Here is a 14,757-nt window from a genome sequence, read left to right as displayed (position 1 = left end):
TTTTTAGCGTCGATGGTACTGCATGGGAGACTGTGTGGGAGAGTAGAACGTTGCCGGTTCATTTTTTTAAAGGTCCACCCCATGATACTGCATCATGGGGTGGACCTTTTTTGTTTTTAAAAGGTAAGGTTCAGGATCCGTTTGGAGAGTCACTATACGGGCGGGTATGAAAAAATATTTTCAGGAACCTTGACTCCTTGAAGTTGAAAAACTAAATTTTCTATAGTACAGATATAAATGTTTCTCAAGAAAGATCAAGATATAAAAGGACGTAAAATGAATTTGTTCGATGGGCTGAAATATAATATCAAAGGGCTGTTTCTGGCTTTAAAAACACCAAAACTGTTGATGCTTGGGATATTGCGGTTTTTCATCGTTTTATTTTTTACCCTTGTCTTATCCGGTCTTGTTTTATACTGGCACGATGAAATTTTATTAATGATCTGGAAAATGCCGGAATCCGGTTGGTTGATATATATATGGAAAGCAGTTTCCTGGGTTTTATCTATCTTTCTTGCAGGTATTGCCATGGTTCTTTCTTATTTGATCGCCCAGCTATTTTTCTGTGTTTTTATCATGGATTACATGTCAAGAATTACTGAAAAAATAATATTGGGCAGGGAAGTGCCATTTGAACAAGGATCATGGATCAGTTTTTTTTTCCATCTGATTAAACAGGAGATACCCAGAGCAATTATTCCCGTAGTAATTTCCCTGATTATTATGCTGTTAGGGTTGATGACTCCTGTCAGTCCGATTATCATTATCATCTCTTCGGTTACTGCTGTAGTGTTTTTAGCCTGGGACAATACAGATCTGATACCTGCAAGAAGAATGGACCCGTTTAATGTAAGGATAAAGTTTCTAAGGAAGAATTTAATGTTTCATATAGGATTTGGAATCCTTTTTCTGATTCCGTGGTTGAATATTTTATTTTTATCTTTTGCACCTGTAGGGGCAACCTTATATTATCTGGATAAAGAACAATAATTCATCCAAAAGGACAATTGGTATGGTTGTGGTTTGCAAAGAATCAATTGATCTATCGACCGATAAGAAAACGGATACGTTATCCAAAGAGGAAGAAATAATTGTTTGCGCTTTTTGCAATAATCATATCACAAAGCCATCCAAGCAGATTATCGTAAATAATTCATTTCACCATGCTTTTGCAAATCCCCATGGCTATGTCTTTGAGATTGGATGTTTCAGCGATGCAAAAGGATGCAGGTCCAGCTCAATGGCCTCATACGAATTTTCATGGTTTATTGGATTTTCATGGAAGATAGGTGTCTGTAGTTATTGTTCAACTCAGTTGGGTTGGATTTTTTCGTCAGAATCGAATAAATTTTTTGGACTTATTCTTGAAAAATTAATTTTTCCTTAACCTGAAGGTCACAAGTAAAAACCGTTTGACAATTTTTTATGTTATTCTATAATTAAACTAATCTGACTATCGTTTCTGAATCTGTACGAATAATCTGATTTCAAATCCATCTCCATTTCTATTTCAATTTTTAAACCTTATTACAGGAGGAAATCCATGAGTGACAGTGTTTACAAAATTATTGACCTTGTAGGGAGCAGCGAAAAGTCCTGGGAAGATGCCGCCACCAGTGCCATTGATCGTGCATCACAATCATTAAGAGATTTAAGAATCGCAGAAGTGATGAAACTTGATATTAAAATCGAGAAAGGAAAACCTGCACAATTCAGAACAAATTTAAGGGTTTCCTTTAAATATCAAGATTAAAAAGGTAACTCTGGGAAAATTATGAGGTTGGGAATTTGTGTTTTAAATTGAAATTTCAAATTTCAAATTTAAAAATTCCAACCTTACAATTTCCCTGCCAACAATGGAGGGAAAAATGCAGAATGCAAAAAGTGTTTACGCAAAACGATCTCCTGTAGATCGCAGATCCCCGGTGGACAGGCGTATCCTTGATATGGGGCCCGGGTATCCAGGAATCGAACACAGACAAAATTTTAAAGAAAGAAGAAGAGGCTGGGAAGACAGATACAGCTGGGAAAGAATCAGCAAATGGAGCAGCTCACCGAGTTATTCTGATTTACCATAATTTATTATACATTAGTTCAAAACCTCAATTGTGTACCTGAATTTAGAATCATTTAAAAATTTTTCAAAAAAAGAAAAACCATTTGGTTTTATAAACACGCTTGCGATGAAGGTTGTAACATGTTGATGATTTTTTTCGTTCTTATGATTTTCATTGTCCTTGAGCAGTCATTTATGCTAAATAAATCGAAAAAAACAACTCATTTTCAATATTGACATAGTGAAAGAATAAGGGATAATTATGAAAGTTCTTGTTGCAGGAGTAGCAGGGTTTATTGGATTTACCTTAACATATCGCCTGCTCAAAGAGGCTCATAACGTCTGTGGGATTGATAATTTAAACGATTACTATGATGTAAGTCTTAAAAAGGCCAGGCTTTCCATTATTGAAAAAGCCCCAAGGTTTGAATTTCAGCTGGTTGACCTGGCTGACAGAGGAAAAATAAAAAAACTATTTGAAACTCATCAGTTTGATTGTGTTGTAAACCTTGCTGCCCAGGCAGGAGTCCGGTACAGCATAGAAAACCCGGAATCTTATATCGATAGTAATCTTGTGGGTTTTGGCAATATCCTTGAAGGCTGCCGGCATTCAGGTGTAAAGCACCTGGTTTACGCTTCCAGCAGCTCTGTCTATGGGTTGAATACCAATATGCCGTTTTCTGTACGGCACAATGTGGATCACCCCATAAGCCTCTATGCAGCATCAAAAAAAGCCAATGAATTAATGGCCCATACCTATAGTTATTTATATAAACTTCCCACAACAGGACTAAGGTTTTTTACCGTTTACGGACCGTGGGGAAGACCTGATATGGCTCTTTTCCTTTTTACAAAGGCAATTTTAAATAATGAACCTATAAAAGTATTTAACAACGGGGATATGCAAAGGGATTTTACCTATATTGATGATATTGTGGAAGGCGTTGTAAGGGTGATGAACAATATTCCCAAGGCAGATCCTGACTGGACGTCTGACAACCCCAACCCTTCCAGCAGTTGTGTTCCTTATAAATTGTATAATATCGGGAATAATCAACCGGTTGCCCTGATGGCATTTGTTGAAGCCATTGAGAAGGCCATCGGTAAAAAAGCCATTAAAGAATATTTACCGTTACAACCGGGAGATGTTCCTGCAACCTATGCAAATGTCAGTGACCTGATAAAAGACACAGGATTTAAGCCCTCTACTCCAATTGTTGAGGGAATAAATAGTTTTGTTAAATGGTATAAAAAATATTATAAATAAATATATGCAAGTCTGGAAACGATTATTCCTTATTTAATACATCAATCATGGTATAGAATTTTTTTGAATTATCAGGATCTATAAGTTTTCCCTTAAGAAACAGAACGGCATCAAAGGTGCCGCTGACATAGATATCCCTGCCATTGATATTGTGTTTGAATTCAAACAAGGCCGACCCATCAGGTGATTTTAAGGTATAAGTATGCCACCCGTGACCGGTCAGGTGCTCTTTGGGAATTCCCCAATCCTTTTTTTGTACTTCAGGGTCTCTTATCATTTTGATGTCGTTAACATCAAAATCTGCTCCCAGCTTATTAAAGTAACCCACCATTGCTTTGGCTGTACCGGAAGTGTCTGCTTTCCCATTTTGGTGGCTTTCAACCACTTCAAGGGTGTACCCCTCAAAGAGACCGGGGAAAGTGTTTGCAGCATATTCCATCATTGCCTGGAATCCGACAACCTGTTGGGCCATATTCGGTGCAATGACAGCCGGTGTTGAAGAATTTTTCACAATCCGTTTAAGTTGTTCCCTGTCGCCCCCTGTGGTTCCCATGACAAATGGGATCTGGTTCCGGGTATAAAACAAGGCATTTGAGTTAACAGCTGTTGGATGCGTATAATCAATGGCAATAAAGGCGGCAAACTGAGTTTTAATCCGGGTGATTTTTTCATCTCTTTTGTCGCGTCTTACAAGTTCAAATGGTGTTTGGTCAATGGTTATGGCGTTTTCTTCAATTTCCTGACCGGTAAGGGAAAAGGGGACCACATTAAATCTGTCATCATTGATGGCAAACCGGGCCATTTTTTTTGCAACGTTCCCTGGCAGGCCATTGATCATGATATTTATTTTGTCCATTCTAAATGACTCCTTAAATTGCTTGAACAAGTTTTGATAATTCAGGAAGTTTGTCTGTATTCAAATCAGCGATAATTCTTTTTAATGATTTTACTGAATCAGGGATATACCGCTTAAACCTCTTTTTCTTTTTTATCTGGCTTAAAAAACTAAAGGCTCCAAGAAATTGTAAGTTTCTTGTCAAACAGCAATATTGATAGCATTCAAAAAAGTTTTGACTTTCTATTCCGCTCAATTTTAATTTTTCCATGGTGTATTGTAAAAGATCGTTTCTTGTTTGGTCTTTTAAGTTAACATAAGGGTCTATCAGCAAAGATGCAAGATCATATTGCAAAGGCCCCAGTCTTGCCGATTGAAAGTCAATAAAATAAATCTGGCTGTTATGTATCATAATATTTCTTGACTGCATGTCGCGGTGCATTAAACCGATAAATCCGTGTTTCAGTGCATGGTCTGCAATATGCTCAAATTCATCTGAAAACCCATGAAAGGCGACATCCAGCTTTAAATAGTTTTGAATGAATGCCTCCATGAAATACCGGCATTCATTTTCAATAATCAGTTCTTTTGAGTAGGTCTCGGTCTGACAGGTCCATTCCTTTTTAAATCCTTGAAAGCCCTTTATGGAAAAATCAATAAGCCGGTCAATCACTTTTTTATAGATCTTTATAGTAAATTCACTATTATTTTTTTGTTTGACCTGAGTCTCAAGATGGACATCTCCCAAGTCATCAAGAATTACCATTCCTGAAAGTGTGTCATGATTTATGATACGGGGTACAGGAATGTTCTTTGAAAAAAGATGGTTCCCGATATGGATAAAAGCATTAAGCTGCAAAAGCCGACCACTTTTGGGCATACAAATACCGTGGTCTGAAAGAATAAAAGACCCGTCTCTATATGTTGTCCGGTACCAGTTTCTGTCAGATCCATCCCCTTTAAGTTTGTCAACCCGGATATGTTTGATTCTGTCATGTTTGATCTGAAATTCTGATGCAGCTAATTCAAGAAGGGATGTCATTGAATAGGAGTCTGGTGTGCCGATATCTGACCAGAAGATATCTTTTTCTACAAATGCTTGTATCTGTTTCTCACTGCAAAGGCTTTGATATACCTCAATGCTTGAAAATACTTTTTTATCGGGAAAAAACTCATAAATTTGAGGTGACAAAACCTGGATGCCGGTAAATGCAAGACCATCTGTTTTTGAATCAAAATTTTGGATATATCCCTGATTATCGATTTTTACTTTATTAAATCTATCGTGATCATGAAGAACAAGTGTTGCCAGGCAATTTGATTTTTTATGAAAATTGTATACTTTTTTAAGATCAACATTTGAAATAATATCGGAATTAATGACAAAAAAAGAACTGTCCTTTAAAAAGGGCTTTGCATTGGCAATGGCACCACCGGTATCAAGAATGGCAGGCTCATAGATCGTTTGAATGTTAACATTATATTCTTTTTGCGCAACAAAAGCTTCTATTTGCATATACAAATGATGGGTGTTGATCAGAATTTGTTCACACCCATTGTCCACAAGCTTTTTAATAACATGTTCAAGCATGGGGCTGGACAGGACTGTAAACAACGACTTTGGGATTTTTTCTGTATAGGGTAAAAGCCGGGTGCCAAATCCTGCCGAAAGAATAAGTGCTTTCATGATTTTATGATGCGATTAAAAGGATTAACCGGTCAAGGATGTTTTTATAATATTCAATTTGTATATGATCTTTGGATCCGTTAACCCCATTCTTGGTAAAATAATTGGCAGCATTTTTATAATTAACCTGGGATAAAGATTCTTTTAGGATTATGATTTTCCCTTTATACAGCTTTGTTCCGATAGAATGGATTTTTTTGACCCTTTCTTTTCCTTTATGTTTACCCGATTCATATTTTTCAAAATAAAGAAGAGCGGTTTTATAAGATTCGAAAAATGGTTGTAAAAAGGCGGCAAACCATTTGAGTTTCCTTAACCCCTGGGAAGTGATGCGAAACATATCTAATTCAGATGAATCAGGTACGAGTATCCCATCATTTATGAATCCTTTAATACAAATTGAGATATTTTCCTCATAGGTGGTCTCCTCGTCAAAGAAAAATTCATCTGTAAATATTTTTTCCAGAAATTTATATCTGAGCACAAGATCTGAAGAAGAAAACACAAACCTGTCGGTTTCAAGTATAGCCACGGCAGTGTATGCGAAATTGACAAAAAAGGAGATCACCGAATTTTTATAATAATCCAGAATAGCCCGCTTATTATCTTTAACAATAAAAACCGTGTGTTCTGTAATATCATCTTCATCTTCATCCGCAAGCTCAATAAAATTTCTTGAAATAAAGTCATTGATTACCGATTTTAAGGTGTTATCAGGATCAATCAAGAGAGTTTCTGAAAGCTCTGCATTCATGAACGTCAGCATGTTCATATAGGTGTTTACCCTGGCAATCATCTGTTTTTTTGCAAAACTGTTTTTTGAGCAGTTTAATACTGCACTGGCAATGATACCATGGGGGGTGGCCACAGCATTGGTATTGATAGCATTGATCAGCTTATATCCAAAACTTTTTACAAATTGCATGTATTCTTCGTTTGACGTCTTGGAAAGATCAATATTTTTTTCTTTAATATAGTTTTTAATGGATATGGGCTCATTAAACTTCATGTATACTTTGCCGTATTTTTTCTTTAGAAATTTACGGGCTTTAATCAGCCCTTTTAAGGTTTCAGGCTTTTTTTTGCCGCCTTCAATCTCCTTGAGATAAGCATCTTCTTCAAGGACATGGTCGTACCCGATAAATATGGGTACAAAATAAAGATTGTCACAAGCCCCGTTATTATAGGCATTGATCAACATGGCAAGGCCACCTGGCTTTGGAGTTAAAAGTTTTCCAGTCCTGCTTCTTCCGCCTTCAATAAAAATTTTTATATTAAATCCTTCATAAAGAAGTTTTTCCAGGTAGGCAGAAAAAATTTTTGAATAAAGTGGCGCACCTATAAATGTTCGTCTCATAAAAAAAGCACCTGCCCCCCTGAACAAAGGGCCCAGGGGCCAGAATGACAGATTTTTGCCGGCAGCAACATGGGGGCAGGGCATATTGTTGCTAAACATGACATAGGGCAGCAAGAGATAGTCCAAATGACTTTTATGGCATGGAACAAGTATGAGAGGTGCCTGGGTTGATTTTTCTCTCATTCGATTGATTTCTTTCTGGTTGAGAACCAGATCTTCAAAGATATTTTTAAACGCCCAGGTTAGAAGCCTATTTGCTAAATTAATAACTTGCAGGTTGTAATTGGAGGCAATCTCCTTGATATAACCGGCGGCTTTTTTATGGGTCTTTCTCAAAGTAAGGTTGTTTTGTGAGGCATATTCAGCCAGGTATTCACGTAAAGATTTCCGGGTTAAAATATCTTCAGTAATTTCCTGTCTTGACTTTAAAACAGGACCGGTAATACTTTTTCTCTGTCTGTTCAGGATATCTACCAGATGACTTCTTAATTTATGGGTTTGGAATTCCGAATCAAGCTGCTCAATCTCAGGCCTGTTGATAAACTCGTTCAGATTAACAGGATTTGCAAGTTCGACTCTGATTTTTTCAGGACGTCTTAATATGATAAAAAAGCGCTTTATTATCCCAGGTTTTTCATGGGTCCCAAAAAGAATATCAGCTATAGTCGGATCCTTTCTCATTGGCTTTGTAACATAAATAATATCCTCAGGGATAATCATGACGGATTTGTCAATGCTCTTTTGAAGCTCTATTAAAAGGAAAAGGGGGTCTGGGGTTGATTTTATGAATCGTTTATAGAAATCTTCTTCTTCAATCAGACAGACAAACCCGGATCTGCCGTTTAATAATTCTTTTGTAGCATAACCTGTTGTATAAGGATCCTTAAAATGAAAATAGTGAAAAAAGTGATCCATATGACAAAGAAAAATTTGAAACAGTCGTTTTATAGATAAAAGAAAAAAGAACCTGAAATCAAACCCTATCTGAGGATAAGGCAGGCCAAGGCTTTTAAGCTTGACATGATAATATAAAAAATTAAAAACTCTTTTATTTTTACTGGCATAAACAACAATGCTGTCCTTATCAATATTTTTTATCTTTTCTATATTGTGATCATCAAAATTGAGCTTATTGGCCAATCGTTTAATCAGCTTTTGGATAAAATATCCTGAATCGCCGGGGTAAAAGCATAGAAAGTAATTATAGGTGTTACCCAGCATGCAGTCGACCAACCTGCGAAGCTTAAGACGGGATTTTTTGATAATGTCTTTAAGCTTTTGAAATAATTCCATTAATTTTTTCCTCAAAGGATTTTCAGTAAATAATACAACCCCCTTTAATTATCAAAGCTTAATTGGAATGGCAATCTTAAAATAGCCTTGATAAAAACAAAGGCTTATGTTATTTTTTTCATCCTAATGTTGACAATTTCTAAATTTGTTTAATTGTAAAAGAATAATTTGTTATGTGAATTAAATTTTTAGGAGGGCCTTTTTATGAAAACGTTAATCGGTGGGGCTATTGCAGTTCTTCTGGGTGTAGTGGGTTTGGCTGTTTGGTTTGATGAATTTTTAGAACTTCTTGCAGGGTGTATTCCACCTGTTCTTCTCTTAGGCGGTGGTCTTGCCCTTTATCTTGGATTTGATGAACTGAAAGATTCCTGGAAAAACGATAAGGGTGATGATGCGCCTGCACCCCAAGATGATAAAGCCAAAATTGAAGAACTTGAAAAAGAATTAGATGACCTGAAAAAAGAAAAATAAAAAATCACGATAGAATCTCAAAAAAGGCCTGGTTTTACAGCAGGTTTTTTTTAATTGCAGAGGTTGCAAGGAAATCCGCCACCTCATTCTCTTTAATACCCGAATGCCCCTTTACTTTAATAAAGGCTAAATCACAAAATTTGTCCATTAATGCTCTGATTTCAAAAACAAGCTCCTGGTTTTTTTTGGGTTTCCAGTTCTTTGTCAGAAGGCCGATAGAATAACTTGAGTCTGAAAAAATACGAACCGGCAAATCAACGCGCTTCAGTTCTGCCAGTGCTACTTTTATTGCAGTCAGCTCTGCAATATTATTGGTTGCCTTGCCAATATATTTTGAGATTTCCTTTTTGTTTTCACCATAGATAAAAAGAATGCCGATTCCTGAAGGCCCGGGATTGCCGGACGAAGCACCATCGGTATAAATTTTAATGCAATTATCCGGAAGATCTGTTTCAGTGTCTTTCTTTTTTAAAAGTTTACCGGATTGATGGATCGAAGATGGTTGTTGAGATGTCGATTTCTTTTTTGCCGGGATGGCCTGGTCTTCAGATTTTAAACTCTCTGGTTTGACTCTATACTCATAGTCTTGTTTTAAATTGTATTTTATTAAGACCTTTCCTTTTTCAACCAGGAGATCCCCGTTGGCATCCGTTTGGACCCAAACTTTGTTGCTCTTGAAACTCATCCTTTTCCAGGAGTCGGCCTGATGTTGATTATTCATATAAATGGTATTTCCCTGAGATAGATTTAAAACTCTCCAGTTCTTTCTGCCATTGGTCTGACAAAAGGCTCAAATCTTCTAAACGGGTCAGCTTTTTACGAAGTTTTTTACTTCCAAGAATCAGATCTATCGGCATTTTTTCAAGCTCATATTCGTAAGGGGGTTCTTTAAAATTAAATTCATTTTTATGATGTTTGATAATCAACTGCATCAATATCAAAGAGGATAAATAAGGTTTAAATTCATCTGTTGAAGTTATGTGAATTTGAAAGCCTTTACAAACGTCACCCTGCCATTTTCCCGATGTCGGCTCAAAATTAACTGGACGAAGACAGGCGCCTTTTATCATCTCATCTGCCTCAGCTTTGATTTTTTTTGTATTCAGGAAAGGAGCTCCGAATTGTTCAAAGGGCAAAGTCGTGCCGCGCCCTTCAGATATGTTTGTGCCTTCAAAAATAACCTGTCCTGGATAGACCATGCAGGATTGCGGTGTCGGCAGATTCGGGGAAGGGGCTATCCATGAAAGTCCGGTGTCCTGCCAATACATTTGTCTTTTCCAGCCGGTCATTGGGATGATGGTCAGGTCGCACCCCATATGAAATTTTTGATTAAAGAATTGTGAAATTTCTCCAATCGTCAGCCCATGCCGCATGGGAACAGGAAACCGCCCTACAAAAGAGGCATACCTTTTTGAAAGGATGTTACCTTCAACCTGTGTTCCGCCGATAGGGTTGGGACGGTCAAGGATGATTACCTGCTTTTTTAACGCTGCTGCAATTTCAAGACAAAAAGATACCGTATAAATAAATGTATATACCCGGGTTCCGACATCCTGAATATCAACGAGCAAAACATCTATTTGATCAAACATTTCTCTGGTTGGAATTCTTGTATCATAGTACAGACTGTATACTGGGATGTTTAATTCCGGTTCCATAATGTGATGGGATTCTATCATGTTATCTTGCTTTTCAGCAAAAAAACCATGTTGAGGAGAAAACAGTACTTTTAGCTGTTCCGGAAAAAAGTGATGAATAAGTTTTGATGCATGATTGAACCGACCGTCAACCGATGCCGGATTGGATAGCAGGCCAAGCCGCTTTCCCCTTAGGAGTTCAGGCGGATCTGCAATCAGGTTCTCAAGTCCGAGAGTCACATATTTTTTCATAAAATCCTTAAGCGTATTATTTATTCAGAGTCTTAAGTATCATAATCATTGACAAAATTTCAAATCCTAACTAAATATTATTCTTTCATCTTTAGGAGAAATCAGGTTATGAAATTTAAAATCAGTGATCAAATAGCTGCGATTAAACCCTATGAACCGGGTAAACCCCTCAAAGAGGTTGAAAGAGAGTATCAGATCACCAATGCGATCAAACTTGCTTCCAACGAGAATCCAATTGGCTTTTCCCCAAAGGTTTATGATGCAGTCACACAAAACATGAAGGATATGAACCGGTATCCTGAATCCTCAGCTTATCTGTTATGCAACAAGCTTACCCAGAAATTTCATATCGCACCAGAGAATATTGTCATTGGGAACGGATCTGATGATATTATCGCACTTTTGGCCCATGGTTTTTTAAATCCCGGAGATGAGGCATTAATGCCTTTGCCATCATTTTTAATGTACGAAATAAGTGTTAAAACAGCAAAGGGTCGGCCTGTCAAGGTTCCGTTAACTGATTTTTCTACAAATCTTGAAGGCATTATTGAAAAGATATCAGCTAAAACCAAATTGATTTTTATCACCAACCCGTTTAATCCCACGGGCAGTACGATTACCCATGACGAATTTAATGAATTTTCAAAAAAAGTACCCGATGATGTTATTATTGTTGTGGATGAGGCATATATAGAATTTGTAAGAAATGATTTGGTTTATAATTCTTTAAAAAATCCGTTGCAAGACCCACGGGTTGTGACACTCAGAACATTTTCCAAAGCTTATGGACTGGCAGGTTTCAGAGTGGGGTATGGAATAATGGACTCGGAAATTGCTGAAATTTTAAACAGGATCAGGCAGCCGTTTAATGTAAACAGTCTTGCCCAGGCGGCTGCTGTTGCGGCCCTTGGTGATGAAGCATTCTTGAATAAGAGTATCCAAACCACTCATAACGGACTTGATTTTTTATTTGCTGAGCTTGCCGATTTGGGAATTAACTGTTTACCGACCCAATCCAATTTTCTGATGCTGGACCTTGAAACAGATGCCACACAAATATTTCAAAAAATGTTGAAACTGGGTGTTATTGTAAGATCAATGAAATCTTATGGATTTGATACATTTCTACGGGTGAATACAGGCACACAAGAGGAAAATGTCATTTTTATCCGGGCCCTTAAAAAGGTTTTAAAAAACAAGGATTAAAAATGAGATCAAAAATAATTACTATTGATGGCCCTGCAGGTGCAGGTAAAACGACTGTAAGCAAGTTGCTCTCAAAAAAACTGAGATGTGTTTATGTTGACACCGGAGCCCTGTACAGGGGGGTCGCCTTTGAAATTCAAAGGCAGGATATTGACTGGGAAAACGATATGGTGCTTGAAGATTTTTTAAAAAATCTTAATCTCAATTTTGTAATGGAAAAAGATTCATTTATATTAATGTCATCTGGCAGGAATATTACAAATTCTATCCGGACACCCGAAATTTCAATGCTGGCATCTTCTTCTTCTGCGAGACCACAGGTTCGGTCGGCCCTGCTTGATATTCAAAGGAACATTGGTAAAACAAAGGATGCTGTTTTCGAGGGCAGGGATATGGGCACAGTGGTTTTCCCGGATGCCGCAGTAAAATTTTTTCTTTTTGCTGATTTAAATGTTCGTGCAAAAAGGCGATTTGATGAAATGCCGGATGAGACAAAGGATATCAATAAAGTTCAAAAGGAAATAGAGATAAGAGATCATAACGATTCTCAAAGAGAATCCGCACCTCTCAAGCCTGCAAAAGATGCCATTGAAATTAACGCCTCTTTTTTGACCATTGAACAGGTGGTTGACAAAATGTTAAGGATTATCGAAAAAGCTTGAAAAGCTTAATAATTCTATTGATTTTTCCATTACCATTTGATAAAAAGGCGAATTGTACTTCCCTATATCTTGTTCATATAGAGAAGTATAAAATATGATTAGGGGGAATAATATTAATGAACAACATTACTGAAGAAAACGAAAATCAAAAAATGAATACTGAAACCTTAGAGAAAGAAGAAGTCGCTTCAGAGAAAGAAGAAGTCGCTTCAGAGAAAGAAGAAGTCGCTCCTGAGAAAGAAGAAGTCGCTCCTGAGAAAGAAGAAGTCGCTTCACCTGAAATTACAGGCGAAGAAACAATGGGAGAGCTTTTGGACATCTATGAGTCCAGCCTTAAGAAATTTGAAGAAGGACAGGTGGTAACCGGAACTGTAATATCTGTCGCCAGGGATATGGTTCTTGTAGATGTTGGATATAAATCTGAAGGACAGATCTCTATTCGGGAATTCATTGATGAGGAAGGCAATGTAAACGTCAATGTCAATGATAAATTTGAAGTGATGATTGAAGTATGGGATGAAGAAGAAGAAACCGTTCTTCTGTCTCGTGAAAAAGCCAAAAAAGTTAAAGTCTGGGATGCGATTAAAGACGTTTACGATGCAGATGAAACCATTGAAGGTGTCATTACCAGCCGGGTGAAAGGTGGGTTTTCAGTTGATATTGGACTATTGGCGTTCCTTCCCGGATCACAGGCCGATCTTCGACCCATCCGCAACATGGATGAAATGGTAAATCAGACCTATACATTCAAAATCCTCAAATACAACAAAAAGAGAAACAATATCGTTCTTTCAAGACGAGTTCTTCTTGAAGCAGAACGGGATAAGCTTAGAAGCACAACCCTTGAGGCCATAGAAGATGGCAAGGTCATGGAAGGTATCGTAAAAAACATCACAGAATATGGCGTTTTTGTCGATCTGGGCGGTGTGGACGGCCTTCTTCATATTACCGACATCTCATGGGGCAGGGTCAAACATCCATCAGAGCTCTTTTCTATAGGAGACAAAATCAATGTCAAAATTCTTTCTTTCGATCTTGAAAAAGAGAGGGTATCCCTTGGCATGAAACAACTGACGCCTGATCCATGGACAACTGCAGTTGATAAATATCCGGTTGATTCAAAAATAGCCGGTAAAGTAGTCAGTCTTACGGATTACGGTGCGTTTATTGAACTTGAAGAGGGCGTTGAAGGACTCATTCACGTGTCTGAAATGTCCTGGACAAGAAAGATCCGTCATCCATCCCAGATGGTAACTGTCGGTGAAGAAATTGAAGCGGTTGTACTCGACCTGAAACCGGATAACAGGAGAATTTCTCTGGGGATTAAACAGACTGTGGATAATCCATGGGAAGTTATTTCTCAGAAATATCCGGTAGGTACCATTATTGAGGGTAAAATTAAAAATATAACTGAATTCGGTCTCTTTATCGGAATTGATGATGATATTGACGGTCTGGTCCATATTTCAGATATTTCCTGGACAAAGAGAATCAAACATCCATCTGAAGCATATAAGAAAAATGAAACCATACAGGCCGTTGTTCTCGATATTGACAAATCCAATGAAAGGTTTTCTTTGGGTATCAAACAGACCCAGGCAGATCCATGGGAATCCGTTGCTCAGCGTTATGAAGTGGGTAAGGAAATATCCGGTGTTATCACCAATCTGACTGACTTTGGCGTATTTGTCGAACTTGAAGAGGGTATAGAAGGTCTTGTTCATGTATCCGAAATCAGTAAAGAAAATGTGAAAAGCCCGAAAGAACGTTACAAGATCGGAGAAACAATTACTTCAAAAGTAATGAATATCAACAGTGATGAAAGACGTATCGGCCTTTCCATCAAACGCCTTGAAGAAGACGATGATGACAAATATCTTGAAGACTTTGCTAAAAACATGAAACCTGCCACCTCATCTTTTGGTGAAATCCTGAGAAACAATATCCAGGAGCAACTTGAAGCAAATAAAACTCAGGACGAAGAAAAACAGGACGGTGAAGAAACTGATAAACCTGAAAAAGAATAACTCAAAC

14 protein-coding genes are annotated in these 14,757 nt (G+C 37.5%); 9 read left to right on the top strand and 5 right to left on the bottom strand.

Features of this window, described 5'->3' with window-relative positions; genetic code table 11:
* Nucleotides 1–276: 276 nt before the first annotated feature.
* The 5 genes from QAI40_RS09005 to QAI40_RS08985 all read left to right on the top strand — a co-directional run bounded on the left by QAI40_RS09005 (nt 277) and on the right by QAI40_RS08985 (nt 3,323).
* A complete protein-coding gene (locus tag QAI40_RS09005; RefSeq protein WP_299979893.1) occupies nt 277–990 on the top strand; it encodes an EI24 domain-containing protein in 714 nt (237 codons plus the stop codon).
* A 22-nt stretch (nt 991–1,012) separates the two neighbouring features.
* Nucleotides 1,013–1,387, top strand: a complete 375-nt coding sequence (locus QAI40_RS09000; RefSeq protein ID WP_299979890.1) for a cereblon family protein — start codon at nt 1,013–1,015, stop codon at nt 1,385–1,387.
* A gap of 156 nt (nt 1,388–1,543) precedes the next feature.
* Nucleotides 1,544–1,753, top strand: coding sequence for a dodecin family protein (locus QAI40_RS08995; RefSeq protein ID WP_299979887.1), 210 nt, complete (start codon nt 1,544–1,546; stop codon nt 1,751–1,753).
* Nucleotides 1,754–1,868: 115 nt separating this feature from the next.
* Complete coding sequence (locus QAI40_RS08990) at nt 1,869–2,078, top strand: hypothetical protein (protein ID WP_299979883.1); 210 nt, start codon at nt 1,869–1,871, stop codon at nt 2,076–2,078.
* 240 nt (nt 2,079–2,318) lie between these two features.
* Nucleotides 2,319–3,323: an NAD-dependent epimerase gene (locus QAI40_RS08985; RefSeq protein ID WP_299979881.1), complete on the top strand. Its 1,005-nt coding sequence runs from the start codon at nt 2,319–2,321 to the stop codon at nt 3,321–3,323.
* Between the two features lie 22 nt (nt 3,324–3,345).
* Here QAI40_RS08985 and dapB read toward each other — a convergent pair whose 3' ends face one another.
* Genes dapB through QAI40_RS08970 form a run of 3 tightly spaced genes read right to left on the bottom strand, consistent with a single transcriptional unit; the run spans nt 3,346 to nt 8,495 of the window.
* On the bottom strand, nt 3,346–4,179 hold the full coding sequence (dapB, locus tag QAI40_RS08980) for a dihydrodipicolinate reductase (protein ID WP_299979878.1): 834 nt from the start codon (nt 4,177–4,179) through the stop codon (nt 3,346–3,348).
* 13 nt (nt 4,180–4,192) lie between these two features.
* Entirely contained in the window at nt 4,193–5,845 is a 1,653-nt protein-coding gene (locus QAI40_RS08975) for a sugar phosphate nucleotidyltransferase (RefSeq protein WP_299979875.1), read from the bottom strand.
* A gap of 4 nt (nt 5,846–5,849) precedes the next feature.
* Nucleotides 5,850–8,495 (bottom strand): 1-acyl-sn-glycerol-3-phosphate acyltransferase, encoded by a 2,646-nt coding sequence (locus QAI40_RS08970; RefSeq protein WP_299979872.1) that lies wholly within the window; start codon nt 8,493–8,495, stop codon nt 5,850–5,852.
* A gap of 204 nt (nt 8,496–8,699) precedes the next feature.
* On the opposite strand from QAI40_RS08970, the gene QAI40_RS08965 reads away from it, so the two are divergent.
* Entirely contained in the window at nt 8,700–8,966 is a 267-nt protein-coding gene (locus tag QAI40_RS08965) for a hypothetical protein (RefSeq protein ID WP_299979870.1), read from the top strand.
* 34 nt (nt 8,967–9,000) lie between these two features.
* Here the strand turns inward: QAI40_RS08965 and QAI40_RS08960 are convergent, their stop codons facing one another.
* Complete coding sequence (locus QAI40_RS08960) at nt 9,001–9,687, bottom strand: ribonuclease HI (protein WP_299979867.1); 687 nt, start codon at nt 9,685–9,687, stop codon at nt 9,001–9,003.
* A complete protein-coding gene (locus QAI40_RS08955) occupies nt 9,680–10,855 on the bottom strand; it encodes a DUF1343 domain-containing protein (protein ID WP_299979864.1) in 1,176 nt (391 codons plus the stop codon). Before QAI40_RS08955 ends, QAI40_RS08960 begins: the two co-directional genes overlap by 8 nt.
* 108 nt (nt 10,856–10,963) lie before the next feature.
* Here QAI40_RS08955 and hisC point away from each other — a divergent pair, with 108 nt between their 5' ends.
* The 3 genes from hisC (at nt 10,964) to QAI40_RS08940 (ending at nt 14,750) form a co-directional block, all read left to right on the top strand.
* The gene (gene hisC / locus QAI40_RS08950) at nt 10,964–12,061 is read left to right on the top strand and encodes a histidinol-phosphate transaminase (protein ID WP_299979861.1); all 1,098 of its coding nucleotides are present in this window, start codon (nt 10,964–10,966) and stop codon (nt 12,059–12,061) included.
* Nucleotides 12,062–12,063: 2 nt separating this feature from the next.
* Complete coding sequence (gene cmk / locus QAI40_RS08945) at nt 12,064–12,723, top strand: (d)CMP kinase (RefSeq protein ID WP_299979858.1); 660 nt, start codon at nt 12,064–12,066, stop codon at nt 12,721–12,723.
* 116 nt (nt 12,724–12,839) lie between these two features.
* Nucleotides 12,840–14,750 carry a 30S ribosomal protein S1 gene (locus QAI40_RS08940; RefSeq protein ID WP_299979855.1) on the top strand — a complete coding sequence of 637 codons (1,911 nt, stop codon included), beginning with the start codon at nt 12,840–12,842 and terminating at the stop codon, nt 14,748–14,750.
* Nucleotides 14,751–14,757 lie beyond the last annotated feature (7 nt).

It is taken from the genome of Desulfobacula sp. (genome assembly GCF_030611305.1).
Lineage (GTDB): Bacteria > Desulfobacterota > Desulfobacteria > Desulfobacterales > Desulfobacteraceae > Desulfobacula.
The sequence above is the reverse complement of the archived record's forward strand: the minus strand, read 5'-3'. Positions and strand labels throughout refer to the sequence as shown.

Bases quoted from the DNA above. Each gene is read 5' to 3' on its own strand.
- QAI40_RS08940 (WP_299979855.1), top strand. From the start codon at position 12,840: ATGAACAACATTACTGAAGAAAACGAAAATCAAAAAATGAATACTGAA.
- QAI40_RS09000 (WP_299979890.1), top strand. From the start codon at position 1,013: ATGGTTGTGGTTTGCAAAGAATCAATTGATCTATCGACCGATAAGAAA.
- QAI40_RS08965 (WP_299979870.1), top strand. From the start codon at position 8,700: ATGAAAACGTTAATCGGTGGGGCTATTGCAGTTCTTCTGGGTGTAGTG.
- QAI40_RS08995 (WP_299979887.1), top strand. From the start codon at position 1,544: ATGAGTGACAGTGTTTACAAAATTATTGACCTTGTAGGGAGCAGCGAA.
- QAI40_RS08975 (WP_299979875.1), bottom strand. From the start codon at position 5,845: ATGAAAGCACTTATTCTTTCGGCAGGATTTGGCACCCGGCTTTTACCC.
- QAI40_RS09005 (WP_299979893.1), top strand. From the start codon at position 277: ATGAATTTGTTCGATGGGCTGAAATATAATATCAAAGGGCTGTTTCTG.
- QAI40_RS08990 (WP_299979883.1), top strand. From the start codon at position 1,869: ATGCAGAATGCAAAAAGTGTTTACGCAAAACGATCTCCTGTAGATCGC.
- QAI40_RS08955 (WP_299979864.1), bottom strand. From the start codon at position 10,855: ATGAAAAAATATGTGACTCTCGGACTTGAGAACCTGATTGCAGATCCG.
- hisC (WP_299979861.1), top strand. From the start codon at position 10,964: ATGAAATTTAAAATCAGTGATCAAATAGCTGCGATTAAACCCTATGAA.
- dapB (WP_299979878.1), bottom strand. From the start codon at position 4,179: ATGGACAAAATAAATATCATGATCAATGGCCTGCCAGGGAACGTTGCA.
- cmk (WP_299979858.1), top strand. From the start codon at position 12,064: ATGAGATCAAAAATAATTACTATTGATGGCCCTGCAGGTGCAGGTAAA.
- QAI40_RS08985 (WP_299979881.1), top strand. From the start codon at position 2,319: ATGAAAGTTCTTGTTGCAGGAGTAGCAGGGTTTATTGGATTTACCTTA.
- QAI40_RS08970 (WP_299979872.1), bottom strand. From the start codon at position 8,495: ATGGAATTATTTCAAAAGCTTAAAGACATTATCAAAAAATCCCGTCTT.
- QAI40_RS08960 (WP_299979867.1), bottom strand. From the start codon at position 9,687: ATGAATAATCAACATCAGGCCGACTCCTGGAAAAGGATGAGTTTCAAG.